23 protein-coding genes, 1 tRNA gene and 2 riboswitches are annotated in these 25,424 nt (G+C 64.0%); of the genes, 9 read left to right on the top strand and 15 right to left on the bottom strand.

From position 1 onward, the window contains the following. Positions 1–161 precede the first annotated feature (161 nt). Together GB927_RS07990 and GB927_RS07985 are read left to right on the top strand one after the other, a co-directional pair. Complete coding sequence (locus GB927_RS07990; protein ID WP_256116139.1) at positions 162–1,565, top strand: DegQ family serine endoprotease; 1,404 nt, start codon at positions 162–164, stop codon at positions 1,563–1,565. After that, positions 1,562–2,869 carry a replication-associated recombination protein A gene (locus tag GB927_RS07985; protein WP_256116138.1) on the top strand — a complete coding sequence of 436 codons (1,308 nt, stop codon included), beginning with the start codon at positions 1,562–1,564 and terminating at the stop codon, positions 2,867–2,869. Before GB927_RS07990 ends, GB927_RS07985 begins: the two co-directional genes overlap by 4 nt. Here the strand turns inward: GB927_RS07985 and GB927_RS07980 are convergent. After that, the gene (locus GB927_RS07980) at positions 2,866–3,183 is read right to left on the bottom strand and encodes a DUF1883 domain-containing protein (protein WP_256116137.1); all 318 of its coding nucleotides are present in this window, start codon (positions 3,181–3,183) and stop codon (positions 2,866–2,868) included. The genes GB927_RS07985 and GB927_RS07980 overlap by 4 nt on opposite strands. A 269-nt stretch (positions 3,184–3,452) precedes the next feature. Here GB927_RS07980 and GB927_RS07975 point away from each other — a divergent pair, with 269 nt between their 5' ends. Further along, positions 3,453–4,400 carry an alpha/beta fold hydrolase gene (locus GB927_RS07975; protein WP_256116136.1) on the top strand — a complete coding sequence of 316 codons (948 nt, stop codon included), beginning with the start codon at positions 3,453–3,455 and terminating at the stop codon, positions 4,398–4,400. A gap of 106 nt (positions 4,401–4,506) precedes the next feature. On the opposite strand, the gene GB927_RS07970 is transcribed toward GB927_RS07975, so the two are convergent. The 4 genes from GB927_RS07970 to GB927_RS07955 form a co-directional block, all read right to left on the bottom strand. Then, positions 4,507–4,683 carry a hypothetical protein gene (locus tag GB927_RS07970; protein WP_256116135.1) on the bottom strand — a complete coding sequence of 59 codons (177 nt, stop codon included), beginning with the start codon at positions 4,681–4,683 and terminating at the stop codon, positions 4,507–4,509. A 99-nt stretch (positions 4,684–4,782) separates the two neighbouring features. Then, a complete protein-coding gene (locus GB927_RS07965) occupies positions 4,783–5,421 on the bottom strand; it encodes an alpha/beta hydrolase family protein (protein WP_256116134.1) in 639 nt (212 codons plus the stop codon). 7 nt (positions 5,422–5,428) lie between these two features. After that, positions 5,429–5,599: a hypothetical protein gene (locus tag GB927_RS07960; RefSeq protein WP_256116133.1), complete on the bottom strand. Its 171-nt coding sequence runs from the start codon at positions 5,597–5,599 to the stop codon at positions 5,429–5,431. A gap of 61 nt (positions 5,600–5,660) precedes the next feature. Beyond that, entirely contained in the window at positions 5,661–6,653 is a 993-nt protein-coding gene (locus GB927_RS07955; protein ID WP_256116132.1) for an endonuclease/exonuclease/phosphatase family protein, read from the bottom strand. Between the two features lie 185 nt (positions 6,654–6,838). Then, positions 6,839–7,052: riboswitch (cobalamin riboswitch) on the top strand. Between the two features lie 100 nt (positions 7,053–7,152). On the opposite strand from GB927_RS07955, the gene metE reads away from it, so the two are divergent. The 3 genes from metE (at position 7,153) to GB927_RS07940 (ending at position 12,304) form a co-directional block, all read left to right on the top strand. After that, positions 7,153–9,486: a 5-methyltetrahydropteroyltriglutamate--homocysteine S-methyltransferase gene (gene metE / locus GB927_RS07950; protein ID WP_256116131.1), complete on the top strand. Its 2,334-nt coding sequence runs from the start codon at positions 7,153–7,155 to the stop codon at positions 9,484–9,486. A gap of 89 nt (positions 9,487–9,575) precedes the next feature. Beyond that, positions 9,576–9,778, top strand: a riboswitch (cobalamin riboswitch). 189 nt (positions 9,779–9,967) lie between these two features. After that, positions 9,968–11,158 carry a formaldehyde dehydrogenase, glutathione-independent gene (gene fdhA / locus GB927_RS07945; protein WP_256116130.1) on the top strand — a complete coding sequence of 397 codons (1,191 nt, stop codon included), beginning with the start codon at positions 9,968–9,970 and terminating at the stop codon, positions 11,156–11,158. 66 nt (positions 11,159–11,224) lie between these two features. Next, positions 11,225–12,304: a DUF6925 family protein gene (locus tag GB927_RS07940; protein ID WP_256116129.1), complete on the top strand. Its 1,080-nt coding sequence runs from the start codon at positions 11,225–11,227 to the stop codon at positions 12,302–12,304. Positions 12,305–12,307: 3 nt separating this feature from the next. Here GB927_RS07940 and GB927_RS07935 read toward each other — a convergent pair whose 3' ends face one another. From GB927_RS07935 to GB927_RS07910, 6 genes are all read right to left on the bottom strand, one after another. After that, positions 12,308–12,889, bottom strand: coding sequence for a histidine phosphatase family protein (locus GB927_RS07935; RefSeq protein ID WP_256116128.1), 582 nt, complete (start codon positions 12,887–12,889; stop codon positions 12,308–12,310). 100 nt (positions 12,890–12,989) lie between these two features. Further along, positions 12,990–16,808 carry a vitamin B12-dependent ribonucleotide reductase gene (locus GB927_RS07930; RefSeq protein WP_256116127.1) on the bottom strand — a complete coding sequence of 1,273 codons (3,819 nt, stop codon included), beginning with the start codon at positions 16,806–16,808 and terminating at the stop codon, positions 12,990–12,992. 626 nt (positions 16,809–17,434) lie between these two features. Continuing rightward, positions 17,435–17,926, bottom strand: coding sequence for a hypothetical protein (locus GB927_RS07925; protein WP_256116126.1), 492 nt, complete (start codon positions 17,924–17,926; stop codon positions 17,435–17,437). Between the two features lie 290 nt (positions 17,927–18,216). Beyond that, a complete protein-coding gene (gpt, locus tag GB927_RS07920; RefSeq protein WP_256116125.1) occupies positions 18,217–18,714 on the bottom strand; it encodes a xanthine phosphoribosyltransferase in 498 nt (165 codons plus the stop codon). Positions 18,715–18,826: 112 nt separating this feature from the next. Next, positions 18,827–19,669 carry a universal stress protein gene (locus GB927_RS07915; protein ID WP_256116124.1) on the bottom strand — a complete coding sequence of 281 codons (843 nt, stop codon included), beginning with the start codon at positions 19,667–19,669 and terminating at the stop codon, positions 18,827–18,829. 64 nt (positions 19,670–19,733) lie between these two features. Then, entirely contained in the window at positions 19,734–20,489 is a 756-nt protein-coding gene (locus GB927_RS07910; RefSeq protein ID WP_256116123.1) for a competence/damage-inducible protein A, read from the bottom strand. Positions 20,490–20,658: 169 nt separating this feature from the next. Between GB927_RS07910 and wrbA the strand changes: the two genes are divergently transcribed. The 3 genes from wrbA to GB927_RS07895 all read left to right on the top strand — a co-directional run bounded on the left by wrbA (position 20,659) and on the right by GB927_RS07895 (position 22,548). After that, positions 20,659–21,258 carry an NAD(P)H:quinone oxidoreductase gene (wrbA, locus tag GB927_RS07905; RefSeq protein ID WP_256116122.1) on the top strand — a complete coding sequence of 200 codons (600 nt, stop codon included), beginning with the start codon at positions 20,659–20,661 and terminating at the stop codon, positions 21,256–21,258. 132 nt (positions 21,259–21,390) lie between these two features. Then, positions 21,391–21,475 (top strand) — tRNA-Leu (locus tag GB927_RS07900). A 272-nt stretch (positions 21,476–21,747) separates the two neighbouring features. Further along, positions 21,748–22,548: a hypothetical protein gene (locus GB927_RS07895; protein ID WP_256116121.1), complete on the top strand. Its 801-nt coding sequence runs from the start codon at positions 21,748–21,750 to the stop codon at positions 22,546–22,548. Between the two features lie 51 nt (positions 22,549–22,599). Here GB927_RS07895 and GB927_RS07890 read toward each other — a convergent pair whose 3' ends face one another. From GB927_RS07890 to GB927_RS07875, 4 genes are all read right to left on the bottom strand, one after another. Then, on the bottom strand, positions 22,600–22,905 hold the full coding sequence (locus GB927_RS07890) for a hypothetical protein (protein WP_256116120.1): 306 nt from the start codon (positions 22,903–22,905) through the stop codon (positions 22,600–22,602). 107 nt (positions 22,906–23,012) lie between these two features. After that, positions 23,013–24,020: an inorganic phosphate transporter gene (locus tag GB927_RS07885; RefSeq protein ID WP_256116119.1), complete on the bottom strand. Its 1,008-nt coding sequence runs from the start codon at positions 24,018–24,020 to the stop codon at positions 23,013–23,015. Further along, a complete protein-coding gene (locus GB927_RS07880) occupies positions 24,020–24,664 on the bottom strand; it encodes a DUF47 domain-containing protein (RefSeq protein WP_256116118.1) in 645 nt (214 codons plus the stop codon). Before GB927_RS07880 ends, GB927_RS07885 begins: the two co-directional genes overlap by 1 nt. Positions 24,665–24,779: 115 nt before the next feature. Beyond that, positions 24,780–25,358 (bottom strand): hypothetical protein, encoded by a 579-nt coding sequence (locus tag GB927_RS07875; protein ID WP_256116117.1) that lies wholly within the window; start codon positions 25,356–25,358, stop codon positions 24,780–24,782. Positions 25,359–25,424: the final 66 nt, after the last annotated feature.

Here is a 25,424-nt window from a genome sequence, read left to right as displayed (position 1 = left end):
AAACAAGGCTCGTGTTGTTTCAACGGCCGCAAAAGATTTCCGGCGACCACTTTTTCGTGCGTTGCGCGTGACGCCCATCATTCGGTCCGGCGCGGCGCAGTTTGCCTTTTTTCCTGCGAAATCCTATCTGATCGTGGCGCAGACACGAAGGAGACTCGTCCATGCCGAAAGTCCGCATCCTGCTTGCCGCCCCGCTCGTCGTTGCGCTCGCGTTGGTCACGCCCGCAACCGCTGAGGAGCGCACCGTGCCGCAGTCGCGCACGGAAATGCAACTCTCCTTCGCGCCGCTCGTCAAGCAGGTCGAGAACGCCGTCGTGAACGTCTATGCCGAGCGCGTCGTCGAGCGCCGCTCGATCTTCGAAGGCGATCCCTTCTTCGAGGAGTTCTTCGGCCAGCGCATGCCGAACCGCAGCGAAAAGCAGTCGTCGCTCGGCTCGGGCGTCATCGTCGGCTCCAAGGGCATCGTGGTGACGAACAACCACGTGATCGAGGGTGCAAGCGACATCAAGATCGCGCTGGCGGATGGCCGCGAATATGAAAGCACGGTGGTGCTCAAGGACGAGCGCGTCGACCTCGCGGTGCTGAAGATCAAGGCGGATGCCGATTTCACGGCGCTGCCGCTCGGCGACAGCGACGCGGTGCAGGTCGGCGACCTGGTGCTCGCCATCGGCAACCCGTTCGGCGTCGGCCAGACGGTGACGAGCGGCATCGTCTCGGCGCTCGCGCGCAACCAGGTCCGCTCGGGCGATTTCGGCTTCTTCATCCAGACGGATGCCGCGATCAATCCCGGCAATTCCGGCGGCGGCCTCATCAACATGAACGGCGAGCTGATCGGCATCAACACCGCGATCTTCTCGCGCGGTGGCGGCTCGAACGGCGTCGGCTTCGCCATCCCGGCCAATCTGGTAAAAACCTTCGTCGCCAGCGCCGAAAACGGCAGCGCCAGCTTCGACCGTCCGTTCATCGGCGCGACCTTCGAGGCGGTCACCTCGGAAGTCGCCGAGGCGCTCGGGCTGGAGCGGGCGCGGGGCGCGCTGATTTCGCAGGTGCAGGCCGGCAGCCCGGCGGAAAAGGCCGGCATGAAGGCGGGCGAGGTCGTCACCGCCGTCAACGGCGTGTCCGTCGAGCACCCCGATGCGCTCGGCTATCGCCTCACCACCGTCGGCATCGGCGGCACGGCGCGCATCACGGTCGTCAACAACGGCAAGGAAGAGGAGCTAACGCTCTCGCTCGACCGCGCGCCGGAAACGACGCCGCGCGACGAACGGCTGATCGAAGGCCGCAATCCCTTCTCCGGCGCCGTGGTCGCCAACCTGTCGCCGCGGGTCGCCGAGGAGCTGCGCATGCCGACCAACCGGGCGACGACCGGCGTCGTCGTGACGGAAATCAATCGCGGCTCGCCGGCCGCGCGCATCGGCCTGCAGCCGCGCGATATCATCATCGAGCTGAACGGCACGCAGGTCGCCTCCACCGAGAATCTCGCCTCCCTCGTCAACGAGGACCCGTCCATCTGGCGCGTCGAAATCGAGCGTGACGGCCAGCGCATCCGCCAGTTCTTCCGATGAGCGACCTCTTCGCCCCACGTGAACCGGAGGACATGGCGGCGAAGCGGCCTCTTGCCGATCGCCTGCGCCCCCGCACGCTCGGCGAAGTCTCCGGCCAGGAGCACCTGACCGGCCCGGATGGCGTGCTCTCGCGCATGATCGAGGCGGGCTCGCTCGGCTCGATGATCTTCTGGGGGCCGCCCGGCACCGGCAAGACGACGGTGGCGCGGCTTCTCTCCGGCGAAACCGGTCTCGCCTTCGAGCAGACGTCGGCGATCTTTTCCGGCGTCGCCGAGCTCAAGAAGCTTTTCGATGCCGCCCGCGCGCGCCGCATGGGCGGGCGCCAGACGCTGCTCTTCGTCGACGAGATCCACCGCTTCAACCGCGCCCAGCAGGACAGTTTTCTGCCGGTCATGGAGGACGGCACGATCGTGCTCGTCGGCGCCACCACGGAAAACCCGTCCTTCGAGCTCAACGCCGCTCTTCTCTCGCGCGCCCGGGTGCTGACCTTCAAGCCGCATGACGAAACCAGCCTGGAGGAGCTTCTGAAGCGCGCGGAGGCGAGCGAGGGCAAGCCGCTGCCGCTCGACGAGGAGGCGCGCATGTCGCTGCTGCGCATGGCGGATGGCGACGGGCGGGCGGTGCTGACGCTGGCGGAAGAAGTCTGGCGCGCGGCGCGGGCGGACGAAACCTTCGGCCAGGACGATCTCTTTCGCATCGTGCAGCGCCGGGCACCGGTCTATGACAAGTCGCAGGACGGCCACTACAATCTCATCTCCGCCCTGCACAAGGCGGTGCGCGGCTCGGACCCGGATGCCTCGCTCTATTATCTGACACGCATGCTGGATGCCGGCGAGGACCCTCTGTTCCTCTGCCGCCGCATGGTGCGCATGGCCGTCGAGGATATAGGCTTGGCCGATCCGCAGGCGCTCGTCGTCTGCAATGCGGCGAAGGACGCCTATGATTTCCTCGGCTCGCCGGAAGGGGAACTGGCGCTGGCGCAGGCCTGCATCTACATCGCGACGGCGCCGAAATCCAACGCCGTCTATACCGCCTACAAATCGGCGATGCGCGCGGCGAAGGAGAACGGTTCGCTGCTGCCGCCCAAACACATCCTCAACGCGCCGACCAAGCTGATGAAGGGCGAGGGCTACGGCGACGGCTATCGTTACGACCACGACGAGCCCGACGCCTTTTCCGGCCAGGACTATTTTCCGGAAAAGATGGGCCGCCGGACCTTCTACGACCCGCCGGAGCGCGGCTTCGAGCGGGAGCTGCGCAAGCGGCTGGAATGGTGGGCGAAGCTGCGCAAGGAACGAGGCTAGGACGCTGCGTTGAAGCGCGGCGCCGGCTTCTGCGGTGCCAGCGGCACGATCTTGATCGACGATTCCGCCTTGCCCGTATGACCCTCCATGTCGACCACCACATGCCAGTGGCCGTTTTCCGGTATCTTCAGCCGGATCGGCGATTGTTTGGCGACGCCGCCCAAAAATTTGTGCTGGCGGGCATTCTTGAACAGGTCGAAATTGGCGTGGCTCATCAGGCGCACATTGGCGACCGCCGAGAGCGTGATCTCGATCGTCGTGCCGCCGCGCTGCATGTCGAGATCGTAATGCGTGTAGGAAAAGCTGTGTGCCATGGCCTGCCCGGATGTATCTGGTTTTGCGCTAATGTTCGCATGCGCCGGTTAATGTTCCCTTCCGTGCCGGCGGTGGCGTGCACTTCTTGATAGCCTATTCTTTTCAATTGATTGCGGGCGAAACCGGATTCAATCCGGCAGCCGCTTGATTCCGTTTATCAGGCTCTGTGCAAAAAATTTCACGCCGCCCTGTCGGCGCGGGCATGGGGCCGTCGTCCTTGAGGCATGGAACCGGCGGACCTGCCGGTCAGAACCCCGAGGAGAGAGACATGCCGAAAATGACCATCATCACCCTGGTGACCGCCGCCCTCGCCGCCTTCGTGCCGGCGGCCGCCGTCGTGGCGGAGGAGATCAAGGAAAACCCGTTGCAGGGCGAGGCCGGCGTGCCGGACAAGGCGGGCCATCTGGAGGTGAACGGCATCAACTATTACTACGAGATCCGCGGCGAGGGCGAGCCGCTGTTGCTGCTGCATGGCGGCCTCGGCCAGATCGAGATGTTCGGCGCCAACCTGAAAACCTTGCAGGACAAGCGCCAGGTGATCGGCGTCGATCTCCAGGGCCACGGGCGCACGCCGCTCGGCAGCCGGCCGATCGATATCCCGGCCATTGGCGCGGACATGGCCGAGCTGGTGGAAAAGCTCGGTTACGACAAGGTCGACGTCCTTGGTTATTCCTTCGGCGGCGGCGTCGCGTTGCAGATGGCGGCGCAGGCGCCGGACAAGGTGCGCCGCCTCGTCATCGCCTCCGCGCCCTTCGCCCGGAACGGCTTCTTCCCGGAAATGCTGCCGCAGCAGGCGGCGGTTTCCGGCGCCATGGCGGAGATGATGAAGGAAACGCCGATGTACAAATCCTACGCCGCCGTCGCGCCGGATGTCTCCGAATTCCCGAAATTGCTCGACGCCATGGGTGCGGCGATGCGCGGCGACTACGACGCCTCCGATGCGGTGGCGAAACTTTCCATGCCGGTCATGCTGATCTTCGGTGACAGCGACATGATCCGCCCGGAGCACATCGTCGAATTCTACCAGAAGCTCGGCGGGGGATTGCGCGATGCCGGCTGGATGCGGGAGAACATGGCGAAGAACCGCCTCGCCATCCTGCCGGGCCTGACCCACTACGAGACGTTCGCGGCCCCGGCGCTCGTCAGCACCGCCTTGCCGTTCCTGAATGGCGAGACCAACACACAGAGCTGGGCTGGTCAGGTCGATAATAACTAAAAAGAGAGAAGCCCGGATGCGAGGATCGCATCCGGGCTTCATCACGTCCGTGAGGCCGTCTGCCGGCGGCAGCCGCACTCCAATCGACCCCAGATCGGGGCAGCGCTCAGTGGCAGACGCGGACGCGTTTGATGATCAGGTTGCCGTAATAGTCGTAGCTCTTGATCTTCTTGATCACGCAATAGGGCTGGTAGTCGTAGCTGTAATAGCCGGCCTGCGAGGGGGCGGCGAAAGAAGCGACGGCGGTAAGAGCGACAGCGGCGGCGAGAATGAAGTTGCGCATGGTGGGGTCCCTTCTGGTTCGGTTGGGATGGTTCGTTCCATCCAGTGACTGAACAATCGCATGGGACCGTGTTGTGCGCTGTTCCGCATGGAACAGGGGTTAGCCAAGTGTCTCCGTCCAGGCCTTCACCGTCTTCGCCATGGTGGCGAGGTGGTCCGCGGCGGAGAAGCCGGAGAGGCTCTTGCGCGGCTTGAGGTCGTGGTCGCCGTCTTCCAGCCAGAGCACGCGGATGGTGTCCGGCAGGCCGTAACCCGGCACCTCCTCCTTCGTGCCGAAGGGGTCGCGGGTGCCCTGGCAGATCAGGGCCGGCGTCTTCTGGCCCATCAGATGGGCGGTGCGCAGTTGCGCAGGCTTTTCCGGCGGATGGAACGGATAGCCGAGGCAGAGCAGGCCGGCGATGCGGCCTTCGGCAAAAAGATCGTCCGCCACCATGCTGGCGACGCGCCCGCCCATCGACTTGCCGCCGATGACGAGCCGCCCCTTCGCCGCGAGCTCTGCGATAGCGTCGAGAAATTCCGGATTCAGCGTCTCGGCCTTCGGCGGCGGCCGGCGGCTACCCTCGTTGCGCCGGGCGGCCATGTAGGAAAACTCGAAGCGTGCGACGCGCAGGCCTTCCGCCGCAAGGGCAGTGGCCGCGGCCGTCATCGCCGGCGAATCCATCGGCGCGCCGCTGCCATGCGCAAGAAGCAGGGTGGTGGAGGCGTCTTCCGGGCCGGTAAACAGGAAGCGGGCGCTCATCGCTGCCTCACTTCGCATGGTCCTTCACGTCGCCGGGCGCGATCGGGTCGCTTGCCGGAAAGGTCTCTTCGAGCGACTCTTCCAGATAATCGTCCTGCTCGGTCTTGGCGTCCTTCTCCTTCTGCCGGGCGCGCTCGGCTTCCAGCGAGGTCTTCGGGCTGTCCTTCTCGGTCGGCATCGTCATCTCCCGTGTTGCTTTCTTCCAAGATAGGGCATTTTCCCGTCGAGACGAGAGGCCATCAAGTCTCCGGCAGGGTGAGTTCGGCAATGACGGGCAGGTGGTTCGAGCCGAAAGACGGGCCGACGCGGCGCGCGCGCACGGAAATATCCGGCGAGACGGCGACATGGTCGATCGAGGCGCCGATATAGGCAAGCGCATCGAGTTTCAGGCTGAAGCGCGTCACCGGCTGTAACCAGCCGCCCGCCGTGGAGGCAAGGCCGGCCTGCTTTAAAAAATTGCGGAAGAAGGGCGACCAGGTCGGCGTGTTCCAGTCGCCGGCGACGATGACCGGCGCCTTTTCGAGATCACCCTTCACGGCGTCGGCGGCGGCCGAGAGATAGTCGTTGCGGTCGCGCCACTGCCACAGCCGGCGCGGCGTCTCCGGGTGGAAGGCATAGAGGAAGATCGGCTTGCCGCCCATGTCGAGCTCGAGACGGAGCGGCTGCTTGTAGGCGCGTTCCTCGGTGAAGGCGCGCTTCAGCTCGGTCTCGGCCCGGATCGGCAATGTGGAAAAAACCTTCAGGCTGTCGCGGATGCGGGTGTCGACGCTGCTTTCATAGGCGAACAGGCCGGAGGCGGACAACGCCTGCTCCCAGCGTGCCGTGGTCTCCTCCAGCACGACGATATCGGGCTTTTCCCGGCTCAGCAGGTCGATGAAGACGGCGGGGTCCTCGCGGTTGCGCACGTAGAGATTGGCCGTCAGCACCTTCAGGCCGCTGGTTGCGACGGAGGCGCGGGCGGTCGGCACGTCGGCCGCCGGTATGAGGGCGATGGCAAGCCCGGCAAGCGCGATCACGATCGCCTTCAGGCGCCGCGTCACGACGGCCGCAACGACGAGCAGCGCGCCGGTCGCGACGATATAGGGCCAGGCGAAGGTGAGCAGGTCGACAAGCCAGAACCGGTCCCCGGCAAGCACGACGATGCTGACGGCGAAGAGATAGGCGATAACGCCCGGCAGGACGAGGACACGGTAGGCGAGGGCGATCGGTCCCCGGCGCGGCACTATCGGCATCGACTGTTCCTTCTGCATCACGGGATTCGCGGGAGGCCGATTCCCGTAACGGGAGGTTTGCATGTACCCCGCACATCCCGACGCTGCAATGACATATGGGCGAGGACTGCACGCTGCGTTAAGTCGGGCGATAAATAAAGACATAAAGATTTCTTTATATAACTTGACATCGTCGGTGATATCACGCCAAGTCGCGTCGTCGTGGTTCCCTGGGGTGGTCTTCCGTCCCAGGGCTAAGAGGGAATCCGGTGCGTCGATCCGTCGGCAAAGCCGGGGCTGCCCCCGCAACTGTGAGCGGCGAGTTGCTGTCCAACAATGTCACTGAGGCGAAAGCCTTGGGAAGACGGACAGCGGCGACGACCCGTGAGCCAGGAGACCTGCCAAGGCAACAGAACGTCCACGGGCGGGGTGTCCCGGTGGTTGCTGCATCTCTCCGGCAACGGCAGAGCCTGCACGCGTCCGCTCAACCCATGCCCCCACAAACCAATGGGGTATGACAATGTCCAAACAAACTCTCCCGGTCGCCTCCCTCGGCTTCCCGCGCATCGGCCGCCATCGTGAACTGAAGTTCGCGCTCGAAGGCTTCTGGTCCGGCAAGCTTGCGGAGACCGATCTTCTCGAAACGGCGAAAAAACTGCGCGCCGAAAACTGGGCGCTTCAGCGCGACCAGGGCATCACGCGGATTCCCTCCAACGATTTCTCCTTCTACGACCATGTGCTGGATACGGCCGCGATGGTCGGCGCCATTCCCGCCGCCTATGGCTGGGACGGCGGCGACGTGCCGCTTTCGCTGTATTTCGCCATGGCACGCGGCAGCCAGGGCGACGGTCCTGCCGATTGCGGCCATGCGCATCACGGCCACGGCGTTCCCGCGCTCGAAATGACCAAATGGTTCGATACGAACTACCACTACATGGTGCCTGAGGTCTCCGAGGACCAGGTCTTCCGCCTCACCACGCAGAAGCCGGTCGCCCACTTCCTGGAGGCCAAGGCGCTCGGCATCCACACGCGCCCGGTCGTGCTCGGCCCGGTGACCTTCCTCAAGCTCGCGAAGGCCCGTCCGTCGACGTTCAAGCCGCTCGACCTGTTGGCGAAGCTGCTGCCGGTCTACGAGGAACTGTTCCGCCGTTTGGCCGAGGCAGGCGCGGACTGGGTTCAGGTCGACGAACCGATCCTCGCGCTCGACCTCACCGAGGGCGAGCGCCATGCCTTCAAGGTTGCCTATGAAGGCTTCGCCAGGGCCGCGCCCGGCCTGAAGCTGATGCTGACGACCTATTTTGGTGCGCTGGCGGACAACCTTTCCGCAGTCGCTGCACTGCCGGTCGCCGGGCTTCATGTGGATCTGGCGCGCGCGCCGGACCAGCTCGACGCGGTCGCTCAGGCCGTGCGTGCGGACCAGGTTCTCTCGCTCGGCGTGATCGACGGACGCAACATCTGGCGGGCGGACCTCGCGTCCATCCTCGATCGGCTGGCCCCGGTCGTCTCCGCACGCGGCGCCGGGGCGGTCGAAATCGCCGCCTCGTGCTCGCTGCTGCATGTGCCGATCGACCTCGATCTCGAAGCGGCGCTCGACGCCGACCTCAAGACCTGGCTTGCCTTCGCGACGCAGAAGCTCGGCGAGCTTGCGACGCTCGGCAAGGGCCTGGCGCAGGGCAGGGAAGCCGTTCGGCAAACCTTGGACGACGCCTCGCAGGCCATCGCCGCCCGCGCCACTTCGCCGAAGGTGACCGATCCGCTGGTGCAGGGCCGCATTGCCGGCATCGACGCAAGCATGAAGACGCGCACAAGCGCCTTCGAAGCACGTCGCCGGATCCAGTCGGCGGCGATCAGGCTGCCGCTGTTCCCGACGACGACGATCGGCTCGTTCCCGCAGACGAGCGACGTGCGCAAGGCACGCTCCGCCCATGCGAAGGGCACCCTCAGCTATGCGGACTACGAAACCTTCCTGCAAAAGGAAACGGAAACCGCCATCCGCTGGCAGGAGGAGATCGGCCTCGACGTGCTCGTGCACGGCGAATTCGAGCGCAACGACATGGTGCAGTATTTCGGCGAGCAATTGTCCGGATTCGCTTTCACGCAGCATGCCTGGGTGCAGAGCTACGGCTCGCGCTATGTCCGCCCGCCGATCATCTTCGGCGACGTCTCGCGGCCGAACCCGATGACGGTGCGCTGGTGGCAATATTCGCAGTCCCTCACCGACAAGCCGGTGAAGGGCATGCTGACCGGCCCCGTGACGATCCTCAACTGGTCCTTCGTGCGTGACGACATCGCCCGCAGCGCAACATGCCGCCAGATCGCGCTCGCCATCCGCGACGAGGTCGTCGATCTCGAAAAGGCCGGGGCGAAGCTGATCCAGATCGACGAAGCGGCCCTTCGCGAAGGTCTGCCGCTGCGCCACGAGGACTGGCAGCCCTATCTCGACTGGGCCGTCGAATGCTTCCGCCTTTGCGCAAGCGGTGTGGCGGATGGCACCCAGATCCACACCCACATGTGCTATTCGGAGTTCAACGACATCATCTCCGCGATCGCCGCCATGGATGCGGACGTCATCTCTATCGAGACGTCGCGTTCGAAGATGGAGCTGCTCGATGCCTTCCGGAACTTCGAATATCCGAACGAGATCGGCCCGGGCGTCTACGACATCCACTCGCCGCGGGTGCCGGAGGTGAGAGAGATGACCGATCTCCTGTCGCTCGCCCGCGAGCGCCTTCAGGACCGCCAGCTCTGGATCAACCCGGATTGCGGCCTGAAGACCCGCAAATGGGAGGAGGTCAAGCCCGCCCTCGTCAATATGGTGGCAGCCGCCGCCGAACTGCGCCGGGTTGCGCAGTAACAACGCGTGGCCCGGCCGCAAGGCCGGGCCGTGTCGTTGCTTCTATCGAGGATGTCGTATTCCCGAAGGTCATTTCGTCCCGCGCGTGGTTTGTTGGGCCTGTTCAGGGTGCTATCCCGGCTTTGTCGGGATGGATAATTGGGAAGCCGGTCTAACACCGGCGCTGCCCCCGCAACGGTAGCGGAACCAAAATCTCGGCAAATGCCACTGGCCAAGCAGGCTGGGAAGGCGCCGAGAGTGTCCGGAAGGACGGTTCTGGAGCCCGGAAACCAGCCTTGAACCCAAGACTCGACTGATTGCGGTGGGCGATCGAGAGGCGAATAGGCGTCTCGTTCGGGTCGCCCTGTTCCTCCTCTTTTCCATCCTTTCGTCGAAAGACTCGGTCCGCATCCGCCCATTGGCGATGCGCGTCGGCGTTCTGAGCAAATCCTGTCCGCGCAGTAGCGGGCCGGAAAGGCGTTCAACTGAGGAGGAGACGGATATGAGCAGGAACAGAGGCGTCGTCTACATGCGCCCCGGCAAGGTGGAAGTGCGCGACATCGACGACCCGAAGCTGGAGGCGCCGGATGGCCGGCGCATCGAGCACGGTGTGATACTCAAGGTGATTTCCACCAATATCTGCGGCTCCGACCAGCACATGGTGCGCGGCCGCACCACGGCCATGCCCGGCCTCGTGCTGGGCCACGAGATCACCGGCGAGGTCATCGAGAAGGGCATCGACGTCGAGATGCTGCAGGTCGGCGATATCGTGTCCGTGCCGTTCAATGTCGCCTGCGGGCGCTGCCGCTGCTGCAAGTCGCAGGATACCGGCGTCTGCCTGACGGTGAACCCGTCGCGCGCCGGCGGCGCCTATGGCTATGTCGACATGGGCGGCTGGATCGGCGGCCAGGCGCGTTACGTCACCATCCCCTATGCGGATTTCAACCTCCTGAAATTTCCCGATCGCGACAAGGCGATGGTGAAGATCCGCGACCTCACCATGCTGTCCGATATCCTGCCGACGGGCTTCCACGGTGCGGTGCGCGCAGGCGTCGGCGTCGGCTCCACGGTCTATGTGGCGGGCGCCGGCCCGGTCGGGCTTGCCGCTGCCGCCTCCGCCCGCATCCTCGGTGCTGCGGTCGTGATGATCGGTGATTTCAACAAGGATCGCCTGGCGCATGCCGCAAGGGTCGGCTTCGAGCCGATCGACCTCTCCAAGAGCGACCGGCTGGGCGACATGATCGCCGAGGTGGTCGGCACCGACGAGGTCGACAGCGCCATCGACGCCGTGGGCTTCGAGGCGCGCGGCCATGCGGGCGGCGAGCAGCCGGCCATCGTGCTGAACCAGATGATGGAGATCACCCGCGCGGCCGGCTCCATCGGCATTCCCGGCCTCTATGTCACCGAGGATCCGGGCGCGGTCGATAGTGCTGCAAAGGTCGGCAGTCTGTCGCTGCGCTTCGGCCTCGGCTGGGCCAAGGCGCAGTCCTTCCACACGGGCCAGACGCCGGTGCTGAAGTACAACCGGCAGCTCATGCAGGCGATCCTGCACGACCGGCTGCCGATCGCCGACATCGTCAACGCGAAGATCATTGCGCTCGACGACGCCGTGCAGGGCTACGAGAGTTTCGACCAGGGCGCGGCCACGAAATTCGTGCTCGACCCGCATGGGGACCTGTTGAAGGCCGCTTGACGGCCGGGTGCGCCGGCGGGCGTTTCCGCCGGCGCATGCAAATCACGGATGAAGGATGAAACGACCATGGCGGATCTCCGGGATGTCTTGATAGACCACCTCGTCGACGCGAGGGCAGGGTGGAGCATGGGCTCCTTCGGGGCCGTCGCCGAGTTCCACCAGGATTGGGGCGAATATCTGGAGGCCGACGCGCCAACGATGTTTGTGCGCGCGACGCCGCGCGGCGCCATGCGGTTGAACGCCGACATGGTCGAGCAGGTCGTTCCGGTCGCCTATGAGACGCTCAGCGCCAAGCCGCAGCGCTGGAGCCACGGCGTGGCGCTCTGCCTGCCCGAAAGGGATTCGGCGATGGAGGCGCGCAAGGTTCTGACGGAGCTTGGGGCCGACGCGGAGGCGGTGCGCCCTGCCGACCGCAAGGCGGTGCTGTACGATATCGGGCTGGCGCTGCCGCAATGCGACTTCTGCATCCGCACGGGGGATGCGGACCTGATCGCCCTCCTGCGCGCCCATGCCGGGCGCAGCCTCTTCGAGCCCGGCAATCCGGTGAGCGCCGCGCTCATGGCGGCCCATCCCCACCGGGTCACGCTGACCCGAATCGGCCGCATCGAGGTCTTCCAGAAGATCGGCGGGCCGGAGACCGGCGGCGTCTCGCCCGCCGGGCCGCACACGCACCTGCTGCCGCATCTGCTGCGGTCGGGCCGCACCCATTCGGCCAACACCCCGATCCCGAAATATCACGTCCCGCTCGGTTATCTGCACCCTGCCAATCCCGTGATGGATACGCTCGGCCGGGACCTGAAATTCGACATCGACGCCCATGCCCGGTTCCAGGCGCTGTTCGAGCGCTTCGCCCGCCCGGACCTGCCGCTCCTGCGCAAGGCGGTGCTGGACGCATTGGCAAGGCGGATGGAGCCCGATGACTTCCCCGCCCAATCCGACCGCTTCAGCCGCGCGACGGTGCGCATAACGCTGCGCCAGCAATATCGGCTTGCCGAACGGTTCGGAAGCCACACCTATTTTGGCCTAGTGTCGCAATGGCGTGAGGTTCTGGACCGTGTCTCGGACGGAGCCGAGACGGACGCGGATATACCGGGCCACGCCGCCGCCGAATGGCAGGATCCCGCAACCTTGGCCGCAGCGGGCTGACGGCTACGCGGCCGACCCGAAATGCCGCAAGGCCCAGCGCCGGCCATCGCTCGTCAGGGAGAGCAAGCCAAGCGGCTCGACGTCGACACGCCAGACCGACGTCGGAGGTGCACTGAGAACATGCGCGAGAACGATCTTCAGAACGATGCCATGCGTGACGGCGAGCCGCCGTCCTCCGGTCCCATGCAACCCATCCAGCCAGGCGGCCACGCGCTCGCGCACCTGCTCGAAACTCTCGCCGCCATGCGGCGCCGCCAACGGGTCCGCCATCCAGCGCTGGAGATCGTCGGCCGCGACATCGGCAACCGCCACCCCGTTCCAGCGCCCATAATCGACATCCCGAAGCGCCTCACAAAGCGTCGGCTTCGATGAGAAGGCCGCTGCCGTCTCGGCGGCGCTGGCCTCGGGGGCATGCAGCACGTCTTCGAAGGCGGGAAGGGCACGCGCGAGCCGTGTTGCGCGTTCAAGCTCTTTGGCAAGGAGCGGCTCGTCGGAGGAAAAACGCGGCTGCTGGTTGGACGCGGTCGCGCCGCGGCTGAGCAGAGTCAGGCGGGTCGCCCGGATGCGGTTTGTTTTTCCGCTCACGTCTTGCTCGGCTTCCCTGTCGTCGAACGTTTGTACTTTTTTCCGAAAACCCCTTCCGGGCAGTTGTCTGCCCGGAAGGAAATGTCATGGGGTGCCGTGATCAGCTGCAGCCGCTCGTCGCGCCGCAGGTGTCGCACTTCTCGCAGGTGCCGTTGCGGACCATCGTGAAGTTCTGGCACTCGGAGCACATGTTGCCGGTGTAGCCCTGGGCGATCGAGCGCATGCGGCGTTCGGCTTCGAGCTTCTTGGCGTCGGCCTTGGCGCTGGCGGCTTCGGCGGCGGCCTTGTCGGAGAAGAGGGCGGTGACGCTCTCGACTGCGCCGTCCGCGGCCTCCTCGGCGACCTCGTCCGCGACTTCGGCGGCACGCTCCTCGTAATCGCGCTTGAAGGCGACGATTTCCGAGGTGGAGATGGCAACGGCCGGCTCCAGCTTGCGCGCGGCATTGCCGGCAAACGAGGTGACGTTGCTGCCGGAGGACGCCTTGGCGGGAGCCGCGGTTGCCGCACCCTTCGGCTCGCCGAGCGCACGCTCGCCGGCCTGGCCGCCCTGGACGAGCGTCGGCTTGTGGCCGCGGGTCCAGCCGGTGGAGATCAGGTTGGTCTTGCCTTCCTGGATGCCCTTGCCGAGTGCGGTGTTGGAGAAGTCCGACGTATCGACATGGGCGAGGTCGTGGCGGCCGAGATAGGAGACGGCGAGTTCGCGGAACACGTAGTCGAGGATCGACGTGGCGTTCTTGATCGCATCGTTGCCCTGCACCATGCCGGCCGGCTCGAACTTGGTGAAGGTGAAGGCCTCCACATATTCTTCGAGCGGCACGCCATACTGGAGACCCAGCGAGATGGCGATGGCGAAGTTGTTCATCATGGCACGGAAGGCGGCACCTTCCTTGTGCATGTCGATGAAGATCTCGCCGAGGCGGCCGTCGCCGAATTCGCCGGTGCGCAGATAGACCTTGTGCCCGCCAACGACGGCCTTCTGGGTGTAGCCCTGACGGCGGTTCGGCAGCTTTTCGCGGTCGCGGATGAGGCGCTCGACGATGCGCTCGACGATCTTTTCCGTGACGGTAACGGCCTGGGCGGCAGCGGGTGCCGCGATCAGGGCCTCGATGGCATCATCCTCGTCGTCCTCGTCCTCGATCAGCGAAGAGTTGAGCGGCTGCGACAGCTTGGAACCGTCGCGGTAGAGGGCATTGGCCTTCAGCGCGAGCTTCCAGGAGAGCATGTAGGCGTTCTTGCAGTCCTCGACGGTCGCCTCGTTCGGCATGTTGATCGTCTTGGAGATGGCGCCCGAAATGAACGGCTGGGCGGCCGCCATCATGCGGATGTGGCTTTCGACCGAGAGGTAGCGCTTGCCGATCTTGCCGCAGGGATTGGCGCAATCGAAAACGGCGAGGTGCTCGTTCTTCAGGAACGGCGCGCCTTCCAGCGTCATCGCACCGCAAACGTGGATGTTGGCGGCTTCGATGTCCTTCTTCGAGAAGCCGATATGCTCCAGCAGGTTGAAGGACATGTCGGAGAGCTGCTCGTCAGAAACCTTCAGCGTTTCCTTCAGGAAGTCGGCGCCGAGCGTCCACTGGTTGAAGGCGAACTTGATGTCGAAGGCTGCCTTCAGGCCGGCGCTGACCGCTTCGATCTTCTCGTCGGTGAAGCCCTTGGCCTTCAGCGAGCCGGGGTTGACGGCCGGCGCCTGGTTCAGGTTGCCGTGGCCGACGGCATAGGCCTCGATCTCGGCGATCTGGCTTTCCGAATAGCCGAGCGTGCGCAGGGCTTCGGGAACGGCGCGGTTGATGATCTTGAAGTAGCCGCCGCCGGCGAGCTTCTTGAACTTCACCAGCGCGAAGTCGGGCTCGATGCCGGTCGTGTCGCAGTCCATGACGAGGCCGATCGTGCCGGTCGGCGCGATCACGGTCGTCTGGGCGTTGCGGTAGCCGTGCTTCTCGCCGAGTGCAACGGCCTTGTCCCAGGCAGCCTTGGCGTGGACGACGAGGGTTTGGTCCGGGCAATCGCCATGGATGAGGGCGACCGGGTTGACGGAGAGCTGCTCGTAGCCGGTGGTTTCACCGTAAGCCGCGCGGCGGTGGTTGCGCATGACGCGCAGCATGTTGTCGCGGTTCGGCGCGAAATTCGGGAACGGACCGAGCTCGCTCGCCATTTCGGCGGAGGTCGCATAGGAGACGCCCGTCATGATGGCGGTGAGCGCACCTGCAATGGCGCGGCCTTCCGTCGAGTCGTACGGGATGCCGGAGGACATCAGCAGGCCGCCGATATTGGCATAGCCGAGGCCGAGCGTGCGGTATTCATAGGAGCGTTCGGCGATCTGGCGCGACGGGAACTGCGCCATCATCACCGAGACTTCGAGCACGATGGTCCAGAGGCGGACGGCGTGTTCGTAGTCGGCGATGTTGATGTTCTTGGTGGCCGCATCCTTGAACTGAAGCAGGTTCAGCGAGGCGAGATTGCAGGCCGTGTCGTCGAGGAACATGTATTCCGAGCACGGGTTCGAGGCGCGGATCGGGCCTGCGGCCGGCGAGGTGTGCCAGTCGTTCATCGTCGTGTTGAAGTGCAGGCCCGGATCGGCCGATGCCCAGGCGGCATGCGAGATCTGTTCCCACAGGTCGCGCGCCTTCAGCGTCTTCATCACGCGGCCGTCCTTGCGGGCGGTCAGGTTCCAGTCGCCGTCGTTCTCGACAGCGCGAAGGAAGTCGTCCTTCAGCGAGACGGAGTTGTTGGAGTTCTGGCCCGAAACGGTGAGATAGGCTTCCGAATCCCAGTCCGTGTCGTAGGTCTTGAACTCGATGTCCTTGTAGCCCTGCTTGGCGAACTGGATGACGCGCTTGACGTAGTTTTCCGGAACCTGGTCCTTCTTGGCGGCGCGGATTTCGCGCTTGAGGGCCGGGTTTGCCGCCGGGTCATAGCACTGGTCGCCATCGGCCGAGCAATTGATGCAGGCCTTCATGATGGCCTTGAGGTGCTTGGCGACGATCTTCGAGCCGGTGACGAGGGCCGCCACCTTCTGCTCTTCCTTGACCTTCCAGTTGATGTAGGCCTCGATATCCGGATGGTCGATGTCAACCACGACCATCTTGGCCGCGCGGCGCGTCGTGCCGCCGGACTTGATGGCGCCAGCCGCGCGGTCGCCGATCTTGAGGAAGCTCATGAGGCCGGACGACTTGCCGCCGCCCGAAAGCTTTTCGCCTTCGCCGCGCAGGTACGAGAAGTTGGAGCCGGTGCCGGAGCCGTACTTGAAGAGGCGGGCTTCACGCACCCAAAGGTCCATGATGCCGTTCTCATTGACGAGATCGTCTTCCACGGACTGGATGAAGCAGGCATGCGGCTGGGGATGCTCGTATGCCGACTTCGACTTCACCAGCTTGCCGGTGAAGGGGTCGACATAGAAATGGCCCTGGCCGGGACCGTCGATGCCATAGGCCCAATGGAGGCCGGTGTTGAACCATTGCGGGCTGTTCGGCGCGACGCGCTGCGTGGCGAGCATATAGGCAAGCTCATCCTTGAAGGCGCTCGCGTCTTCCTCGGAGGCGAAATATTTGCCCTTCCAGCCCCAGTAGGTCCATGTGCCGGCGAGGCGGTCGAAGACCTGGCGCGCGTCGGTTTCCGAGCCGTAGCGCTCACCCTCGGGGAGCAGCTTCAGGGCGTCGGTATCGGCAACGGAACGCCACAGGAAGGACGGAACGTCATTTTCCTCGACCTTCTTCAGGCGCGCGGGTACGCCGGCCTTGCGGAAATATTTCTGGGCCAGGATGTCGGCAGCGACCTGGGAGAACTGCGCGGGCACGTCGATATCGGCGAGCCGGAAGACGATGGAACCGTCCGGGTTCTTGATCTCGCTGATGGCCTTGCGGAATTCGATCTCCGCATAGGCCGATTGGCCGGGTTTGGTGAAACGACGTTCTATGCGCATTGTCCGTTGTCCTCTGCTGCCGCATCCTGCCTCAAAAACAGGGCGCAATTATCCCCGTCCGGCCGCAATGCTCTTGCAGCCAGCCCAAATCTTCCAGTCCGTGCGGGAAACCCGATGATCTCGAGTGTCCTGTATCTTGTGCTGAGTATGGCTGCAAATACTAAATATAGTATCAACAGGTTCTTTTTTCCAGCCCCATCTGCTGCAATGGCGCGTCAGGAAATCGGGCGCAAAAGCCCTTATGCGGCGAGCGGATCATCCACCCGGCCACATGCGCAGAAAACGCGATTTCGTGATGAGAACCGACCTCGTAACAATACGGTCCAGCCGCCGCCGCAACTTGGATTTCATTAACCTCATCCGGGCGATTCCCGTCAAGGGCTGGTTTGTGACGGAAGTTTGAACCCTATATCTTGTGCCTGCCCCTGTGGAAAATGGGGACATCCTGCGAAGCCTGCAAAACCAGCAGGTTCACCCCGAACGGCGGTGCGGCGGCATGCGTAACTGTGGACAAGTGAAAAAAATAATAGGTAAAATTCAGGGGTGTTTAAGGTCTCCCGACTTCAGGGAATAGCGATCCCCGCCGAGTTGTGATCCGTGGATAAAGTGATTCTCTGCCGTGCGCGTCAAAGCGCGTCGAGGTTCACGCCAACGGTAATCGTGCCGATAATGGCGCCGGTATGCGGGTCGGTGATCGGCAGGCTCGCCTGCGCCTGCATGAGCTGCGTGGACTCGTCGCGCTCCGCGTCCTCGATATAGAGCGCGCCCGTGCCGAAACTCTTCAGCCACTTGGCCTCGTCGCCCTGCCAGTAGTCGGAGGTGATGTCGCTCTGGCCGACATTGAGGCCGCGATTGTCCATCACGAAGATTTCGGTGATCAGCCCTTCGGCCGCGCGCTGCCGGCCCTTCAGCGTGAGCGAGAGCGCATTGGACAGCTGGGCCTCGATCATCGGCCGCTCCGCGTTGAAGAGTTCGGCGCGCCAGCGCGCATCGAGCGCGTCGATCCCCGCCTGGTCGATCGCCGCATGCGCGGCGTTCTGCGCGATGACGGCATTGAGGATGGCCGGCTCGGTCAGCCAGGGCCGCACATTATTCTCGACGAACTCCGTGACGGCCATGGTGCGGATATCCTCCGCTACCGCCTGGCCCGGGGAGAAGAGGGCCGCGAGGAGAAGGGTCGCCGATGCGGATGTGGGAATTCGCAGACCGCGCATCTACCGCCTGAAGGGATCGAAAGGGCACGCGCCACGCCGGCGGGCCATATCAGCACTATCTGTTGGAGGCATTGCGGAAAGATTAAGCCGGCGGGCAGGCCTGGCCCATCCGCCGGCTTTTTGCGAAAAAAATCGTCAAATCAGTCTGTTGCGGCGCAGCATTGAATCAATTTCAAGCCGTTTTCGCAAAAATGTCAGCCGCGCGCGCCCTTGGCGATCGGCTCTTGGTAGGTGAAGCCCATGTCCCAGGGGAAATAGATCCAGGTGTCCTGGCTGACCTCGGTGACGAAGGTGTCGACCAGCGGGCGGCCCTTCGGCTTGGCGTAGACGGCGGCGAAATGCGCCTTCGGCAGCATGGCGCGCACTTCGGCGGCCGTCTTGCCGGTATCCGTCAGGTCGTCGACGATGAGGATGCCTTCGCCGCCCTGCTGCGACAATTCCGGCGAGATGCCTTTCAGCACATGCATTTCACCCTGCGAGACATAGTCATGGTAGGAGGCGACGCAGACCGTCTCGATGACGCGGATGTTGAGCTCGCGCGAGACGATGGCCGCCGGCACCAGGCCGCCGCGGGTGATACAGACGATCGCCTTCCATTCGCGGTCGCCATCCGCTAGCCGCCAGGCGAGCGCGCGCGCATCGCGGTGGAACTGGTCCCAGGAAACGGGGAAGGCTTTGTCGGGCAACGACATGGGAGTGGCTCCTGATGGCAGAAAAACAGAGATTCCCTCTGTTTAAAGCACTTCGCCGCCCAAAGAAATCACCGCCCGGCCTTGGCGCCGGGCGATCCACAACGAAGTCGAGCTACCTCGACATCAGCGTGGGCACGCGCGCGCCGCGCATCATGGCGCTGGTAACGCCGCCGAACAGGCGCTGGCGCAGCCGCGAATGGCTGTAGGCGCCCATGACGATGAGACCGGCATCGATTTCCGTCGCCCGGCGGTTGATCGCATCCGCCACCGAATGGCCGTCGGACGAGCCGGAGGCGACCGTCGTCTTGATGCCGTGGCGGGCGAGCGTCGCCGCAAGCTCGGCACCGCAGAAATCGCGCGACTGCATGGAATTTTCCGGCGGATCGATGGTGAAGATCTCGACCTCTTTCGCCGCCGTCAGGAAGGGCAGGGCATCGAAGGCGGCGCGGGCCGCTTCGCGCGAGCCGTTCCAGGCCAGAAGCACGCGCTCGATGGTTTCCGGGCCGGCCGGCGCATTGGCGACGAGATAGACCGGGCGGCCGCTCTCGTAGAGCAGGTCCTCGATGTCTTCGCGCGAGGGGCCGTCGATATCCGGATCGAACTGGCCGGCGAGCACGATGTCGGCGCCGCGGGCGCTATCGATGATGCCGGCGGAGGCATAACCGGCGGTGCCGGTGAAAAGACGCCATTCATAGGAAATGTCGTCGCGCTCGCAGCGTGACCGGAAGGCCTGCTCGACCTCGCGCGACTGGCGCTGGGCGCGCTCCTGCAGGTCCAGCACGGCATTCGGATCGGGATATTCCATGGGCGCGATCAGCGTCACGACGACCGGCGCTTCGGCGTGGATGCCGATGACGTGACCGCCGGTCTTGCGCGCGAGCGCAAGCGCGTGGTCCGTCACCTTGCCGGCGTCATCGGCAGCGCTCAGCACTGCCACGATGGTCTTGTAGGTCATTTCGGCCTCCTGTCTGGTTCGTCGGAAACCTGCGCCTGTCGCCGCGGCAAAACCTTGATCCGGATCAAGAGGCGGCCTTGGCCACGGCGATTTCGGCGATCATCTGGAGTATATCACGTTCGGCGGCTTCCGCCGGTGCTTCTTCGCGGCTGCGGATGACGATCTCCGTCGAGAAGCGGTTTTCGGAAAAGCGCGGATAGGAGCCGATGCTGGTTTCCGGATGGTTCTTCTGGATCGCGGCGAGCGCGCTGCCGATATCGCCTTCGCCGAAGGGTGAGGCGACGGAGCGCGACAGCATCGGCACGCCGCCCGCAAGCGTCGGCACGACGGCGCTCAGCATGGCGGTAAAGACCTGCGGCACGCCGGCCATCACATAGACATTGCCGATGTTGAAGCCCGGCGCGGTGGAAACCGGATTTTCGATATGCACGGCGCCCTCCGGCATGCGGGCCATGCGCTTGCGGGCCTCGTTGAACTCCACGCCACGCCGCTCGTACATGGCGCCGAGCAGCTGCATGGCAAGCGGATCGTGCAGGCAGGGCACGCCGAAAGCCTTGGAGATCGCATCCGCCGTGATGTCGTCATGGGTCGGGCCGATGCCGCCGGAAGTGAAGATATAGGTGTAGCGTGCGCGCAGCGCATTCAGCGCCTCGACGATCGCCTCCTCGTCGTCGCCGACGATGCGCACTTCCTTCAGGTCGATGCCGACGAGGAAAAGCACGTCGGCGAGCTGGCCGATATTCTTGTCCTTGGTGCGCCCGGAGAGAAGCTCGTCGCCGATGGCGAGCATGGCGGCGGTGGCGATGGGGCTGGAACTCATGGGCGCTCTCTGGATTTCGTCTAGCAATGGCGACCGTGCCGGGCGACATTGTCAATGGCGGGTGAACAGTCTGTCGACTGTGCGGCTTCTGTCGCCGATCCCTCAAAGTGCTACATCCAAGCTGACGCCGCGATCAAGCGGAAAGCAACTTCGACCTGAGGAGACGACGATGGCGAAAGTACTGGTTCTTTACTACTCGGCCTACGGCCATATCGAGACCATGGCCTATGCCGTGGCCGAAGGCGCAAAATCGGCCGGTGCCGAGGTGACCGTCAAGCGCGTTCCGGAACTGGTGTCGGACGAGGTCGCCAAGGCCTCCCACTACAAGACGGACCAGAAGGCCGAAATCGCCACCGTTGCCGAACTCGGCGACTATGACGCGATCATCGTCGGCGCCGGCACGCGCTACGGCACGGTCGCCTCGCAGATGCGCAATTTCTGGGACCAGACGGGCGGCCTGTGGATGGCCGGCAAGCTGGTCGGCAAGGTCGGCTCGGTCTTCACCTCGACGGCCACCCAGCACGGCGGCCAGGAATCGACCATCCTCGGCTTCATCCCGACGCTCCTCCACCACGGCCTCGTGGTCGTCGGCCTGCCCTATGCCTTCCAGGGCCAGATGGGCGTGGAAGAAGTCAAGGGCGGCTCGCCCTACGGCGCCTCCACGATCACCGGCGGCGACGGCTCGCGCCAGCCCTCCGAAATCGAACTCGAAGCCGCCCGCTACCAGGGCGCCCACGTCGCCAAGATCGCAGCCAAGCTTTCGGCCTGACGTTTTCCTGAAGCGTCACCGAAAAACGGGGGTGCGGTCCTGCACAAGGGCCGCGCCCTTTTTGCGTCCGATGCAAGCCTTTGCAAAACGCCCTATTGACGAAGCGTGCTGACTCTTCGAAAAGCAGGCTATGCGGGCGTGGCGAAACTGGTAGACGCAAGAGACTTAAAATCTCTCGGCCTTGGCTGTGCGGGTTCGATCCCCGCCGCCCGCACCAGACGCTTCCCGATGCAAGTATACGATTTCATCGCTGCGTGATTCGCCTGCCGACTCAGATGCCGTGGCGGGCGGTTGGACTTTTACGGGTGGAGTTCTGCGCTTTGTGATCCTGCCACCATTGCTGGCATTCGAAAATGTGCCAGCCGCGCAACACTTGCTCTTCTTGGTGGCCAGAACGCAAGCAAAGTAGAGAAGCTCCCTTGCCAGCTAAAAGTGCTTTCGCTTTTTTAGCGCCCGATGTTTCAACGTGGAATACCATTGGGGGCGTGAATGAAATTTCCAAAATATTTGACCAAGGCCTATTTCCAGAAGACCTATGGGTCCATCGGCGTCGGTGATTTTACGGTCAAGGTGACGAAGTACAGCCAGACCTCGACCACGCTGAAGGCGACCGTCGAGGTCGACAGCAGCTTCGGCGACAGCACCACCGACATTCTGATGAAGGTAGGCAAGACCACGACGAGCCTGACGCTGAAAATCAAGGCGGAGGGCTATAACAGCACCTTGGCCTATTCCACCGCGCAGACGAAGAATGGCATCGCCATCAATGCCACCTATACCGACAGCTTCAAGACGAAGTTCAACTACAGCCTGAACCTCGAAAAGGACGGCGATTTCAGCAAGTTCAAGATGGTCTATGCCCTCGGCACGGAGAAGATGACCATCACCTCGACCAAGATCGCCGGCGACGTGGTGACGTTCAAGGCCGTGGATGGCAGCGGCGACGTGATCGGCACGGCCAAGTTCAACCTCAAGGCCTTCGGCGATTATTACGACAAGTCCGACAAGTATTTCTTCGAATCCGGCAAGACGGCCGAACTCTTCAACAAGCTGCAGGTCAAGTTCACCAGCCTTAACAAGAAGGCAGGCGAGCACGCTGACGGCGACACCTTCGTGTTCAAGAAGCTCGCGGCCCCCGATGCCGGCCACCACGATGCCGGTCTTGCCGCGCGTGCCGCCGCCTTTGACGATGCGTCGAAAGCCACGCATTCCGACAGCTTCGATTTCCTGGCGACGCAGGATTTCGTCCAGCCGGTCCACGCGATCAAGCACGTGCCGGACCTGTTCTAAGCGACTGAAACGGAGGAACGGCGGGAGCGGAAACGCTTCCGCCGCTGGAGCCTACTTGGTAGGCTTTACCAGCGAGATGACGCGCGGCTTGGAGGGGGCATCGAGCCATTCGATCCAGGCGTCCCGCTCTTCTATCGTGTTGAAGAACCGCCAGAGCTTGAACTCTTCGTCGGTGGTCTCCAGCATCTCGCCGATGGAGGCGAGTTCTAGGGGCAACGTCACTTCGTTGCCGTCGAAGCGTACGAAATAGACTCCCTCGGCCGCAAGACGGATGACCTGACCGGTGCCATAGCTGCCATCGGGGTCGTCGACCGTGAAGTACATGCCGGTCAGGGTGTCAAAAACCTTGTCGTTCATAGCTTTCCAATGCCAGTTCTGAGAAAACCGCGCGGGTTCCATCAGTCTCATTTAATGGACCGTGCCGGAACGTCAATCGCTGGTCTCTTATCGCCGCAGCGAAACGCCTAGCCTCCGATAGCACTGAACGTCAGGTAGAACAGCGCCGAAATCGCGGCCGCCGAGGGCAGCGTGACGATCCAGGCGATGACGATGTTGCCGGCGAGGCCCCAGCGCACCGCCGAGACGCGGCGCGCGGCGCCAACGCCGATGATGGCGCCGGTGATCGTGTGCGTCGTCGAGACCGGGATGCCGAGCCAGGTGGCGGCGAAGAGGGTGATCGCCCCGCCGGTTTCGGCGCAGAAGCCCTGCATCGGGTTGAGGCGCGTGATCTTCGAGCCCATCGTGTGCACGATGCGCCAGCCGCCCATCAGGGTGCCGAGCGCCATCGCCGCCTGGCAACTGATGACGACCCAGAAGGGGACGTGGAATTCGCTGCCGAGATAGCCTTGCGAGAAGAGCAGCACGGCGATGATGCCCATGGTCTTCTGCGCATCGTTGCCGCCATGGCCGAGGGAATAGAGCGAGGCCGAGATGAACTGCATGACGCGGAACGTGCGGTCGACGGCAAAGGGCGTCTGGCGCACGAAGAGCCAGGAAACGATGAGCACGAGGACGAGGGCCAGGAAGAAGCCGATCGCCGGCGACAGGAAGATGGCGCTCGCCGTCTTGATGAGGCCGCTCCAGACGACGGCGTCGAAGCCGGTCTTGGCAAGGCCCGCACCGACGAGCCCGCCGATTAGCGCATGCGACGAACTCGACGGAATGCCGAAGATCCAGGTGACGACATTCCAGATGATCGCGCCCATCAGCGCCGCGAAGATGACGAGCGGGCTGACGATGCCGGGATCGATGATGCCCTTGCCGAGCGTTTCGGCGACATGCAGGCCGAAGAACAGGAAGGCGATGAAGTTGAAGAAGGCCGCCCACATCACGGCATATTGCGGGCGCAGCACGCGCGTCGAGACGATGGTGGCGATGGAGTTCGCCGCATCGTGCAGGCCGTTCAGGAAGTCGAAGAGCAGCGCGATGCCGACGAGCGCGACCAGCAGGGGTAAGGCGAGGGTGGCCTCCATCAGACGTTCTCGATCACGATACCGCTGATCTCGTTCGCGACGTCCTCGAAGCGGTCGACCACCTTTTCCAGTTCGCCATAGATCTCGCTGCCGATGATATAGGCCATCGGGTCGGTCTTGCCGTATTGCTTGAAGAGGTTCTTCAGGCCCTGGTCGTGCAGCTCGTCCGAGCGGCCCTCGACGCGGGTGACCTCTTCGGCGATCGCGCTGAGGCGGGTGGCGTGTACGCCGACCTTGTCGAGCAGCGGAATGGCCTCGGCGATGAGATGCGCGGCCTTCACGACGGTCTCGCCCATCTCCTGCATGCCGGGCTCGAACTGCGTCTGCTCGTAGAGGCGGATGGTTTTCACCGTCTTGTGCATCATGTCGATGGCGTCGTCCATCGACTGGATCAGGTCCTTGATGTCGCCGCGGTCGAAGGGGGTGATGAAGCTGCGGCGCACGGCGAGCAGCACCTCGCGGGTAATGTCGTCGGCTTGGTTTTCCAGTTCGACGATGCGGTCGCAATGTTTTTCCAGATCCGGCCCGCCCGCGAGCACCGAACGGAGGGCTTCGGCAGCGCCGACGACGGTGCGGGAATGCTGCTCGAAATAATCGAAGAAGCGGTCTTCGCGCGGCATGAGTTTGCGAAACAGCGAAAGCATGGATGCCCCTTACCTGGCTGGGGTTGTCATGTCGCTGTCATAATTGACCGTCAAGCCGCTGGAAAGCTTGGATTCCGGCTTGTCACAATTCTCTGCCTGCCTGTGGAAAACCTCGTTACGGCACGATCTTGAACGGCTGCTCGCTGATCGCCACGGCGCCGCTTGCCGCATCACGGAAGCGGTAGCGCAGCACGTAGTCGCCGGCCGGCGGGCCGCTGAGATTGAGAGTCAGCTTGGCGAAGACTTCCTGGTTGCGCACGCTGCCCTTGAAGTCGAAGGAGCCGAAGGCCTTCTGCTCGGCAAGCACCGTGCCCTTGGGGTCGAGGAGTTCGAGGTCGACGGTGAAATGCGATTCGAGCAGGCCGCCGTCGCTCGGGCGCCAGGTGAGGCCGACGGGCTCGACATAAGAGATCAGCGCCTCGCCGACCTTGAAGTCGGAGGCGGGGCGGACCGCATACATGCCGTAGCCTTCCGGCGGGGCGGAAACGAAGACGGCCTTGCCGATCGTGAAGGGCAGGGTGGCGGCGAAGGTGCCGAAGGCATCGCGGATCGTGTTGTGCGCGCCCACCGTGTCGCCGGCGGCGGCCTGTTCCTCCGCCTTCTTGGCCGCATCCGCAAGCGGCCCGGCAAAGGCGAAGGCCGGCGCGAGCGCGGCGATAAAGGTTAAACGCAACAGGGACTTCGACGCAAACATTCAGTCTTCCTCCAGCCGGATGGCGGCAGGATGCGGAGAAGCGTGACAACAGTCAAGAACGCCAAA

The organism is Shinella lacus (assembly GCF_010994755.1).
Taxonomy (GTDB): domain Bacteria; phylum Pseudomonadota; class Alphaproteobacteria; order Rhizobiales; family Rhizobiaceae; genus Shinella; species Shinella lacus.
Note: the sequence above shows the minus strand (reverse complement) of the source record. Positions and strands in the feature narration are given on the sequence as shown.

Bases quoted from the DNA above. Each gene is read 5' to 3' on its own strand.
- GB927_RS07990 (WP_256116139.1), top strand. From the start codon at position 162: ATGCCGAAAGTCCGCATCCTGCTTGCCGCCCCGCTCGTCGTTGCGCTC.
- GB927_RS07985 (WP_256116138.1), top strand. From the start codon at position 1,562: ATGAGCGACCTCTTCGCCCCACGTGAACCGGAGGACATGGCGGCGAAG.
- GB927_RS07980 (WP_256116137.1), bottom strand. From the start codon at position 3,183: ATGGCACACAGCTTTTCCTACACGCATTACGATCTCGACATGCAGCGC.
- GB927_RS07975 (WP_256116136.1), top strand. From the start codon at position 3,453: ATGCCGAAAATGACCATCATCACCCTGGTGACCGCCGCCCTCGCCGCC.
- GB927_RS07970 (WP_256116135.1), bottom strand. From the start codon at position 4,683: ATGCGCAACTTCATTCTCGCCGCCGCTGTCGCTCTTACCGCCGTCGCT.
- GB927_RS07965 (WP_256116134.1), bottom strand. From the start codon at position 5,421: ATGAGCGCCCGCTTCCTGTTTACCGGCCCGGAAGACGCCTCCACCACC.
- GB927_RS07960 (WP_256116133.1), bottom strand. From the start codon at position 5,599: ATGCCGACCGAGAAGGACAGCCCGAAGACCTCGCTGGAAGCCGAGCGC.
- GB927_RS07955 (WP_256116132.1), bottom strand. From the start codon at position 6,653: ATGCCGATAGTGCCGCGCCGGGGACCGATCGCCCTCGCCTACCGTGTC.
- metE (WP_256116131.1), top strand. From the start codon at position 7,153: ATGTCCAAACAAACTCTCCCGGTCGCCTCCCTCGGCTTCCCGCGCATC.
- fdhA (WP_256116130.1), top strand. From the start codon at position 9,968: ATGAGCAGGAACAGAGGCGTCGTCTACATGCGCCCCGGCAAGGTGGAA.
- GB927_RS07940 (WP_256116129.1), top strand. From the start codon at position 11,225: ATGGCGGATCTCCGGGATGTCTTGATAGACCACCTCGTCGACGCGAGG.
- GB927_RS07930 (WP_256116127.1), bottom strand. From the start codon at position 16,808: ATGCGCATAGAACGTCGTTTCACCAAACCCGGCCAATCGGCCTATGCG.
- GB927_RS07925 (WP_256116126.1), bottom strand. From the start codon at position 17,926: ATGGCCGTCACGGAGTTCGTCGAGAATAATGTGCGGCCCTGGCTGACC.
- gpt (WP_256116125.1), bottom strand. From the start codon at position 18,714: ATGTCGTTGCCCGACAAAGCCTTCCCCGTTTCCTGGGACCAGTTCCAC.
- GB927_RS07915 (WP_256116124.1), bottom strand. From the start codon at position 19,669: ATGACCTACAAGACCATCGTGGCAGTGCTGAGCGCTGCCGATGACGCC.
- GB927_RS07910 (WP_256116123.1), bottom strand. From the start codon at position 20,489: ATGAGTTCCAGCCCCATCGCCACCGCCGCCATGCTCGCCATCGGCGAC.
- wrbA (WP_256116122.1), top strand. From the start codon at position 20,659: ATGGCGAAAGTACTGGTTCTTTACTACTCGGCCTACGGCCATATCGAG.
- GB927_RS07895 (WP_256116121.1), top strand. From the start codon at position 21,748: ATGAAATTTCCAAAATATTTGACCAAGGCCTATTTCCAGAAGACCTAT.
- GB927_RS07890 (WP_256116120.1), bottom strand. From the start codon at position 22,905: ATGAACGACAAGGTTTTTGACACCCTGACCGGCATGTACTTCACGGTC.
- GB927_RS07885 (WP_256116119.1), bottom strand. From the start codon at position 24,020: ATGGAGGCCACCCTCGCCTTACCCCTGCTGGTCGCGCTCGTCGGCATC.
- GB927_RS07880 (WP_256116118.1), bottom strand. From the start codon at position 24,664: ATGCTTTCGCTGTTTCGCAAACTCATGCCGCGCGAAGACCGCTTCTTC.
- GB927_RS07875 (WP_256116117.1), bottom strand. From the start codon at position 25,358: ATGTTTGCGTCGAAGTCCCTGTTGCGTTTAACCTTTATCGCCGCGCTC.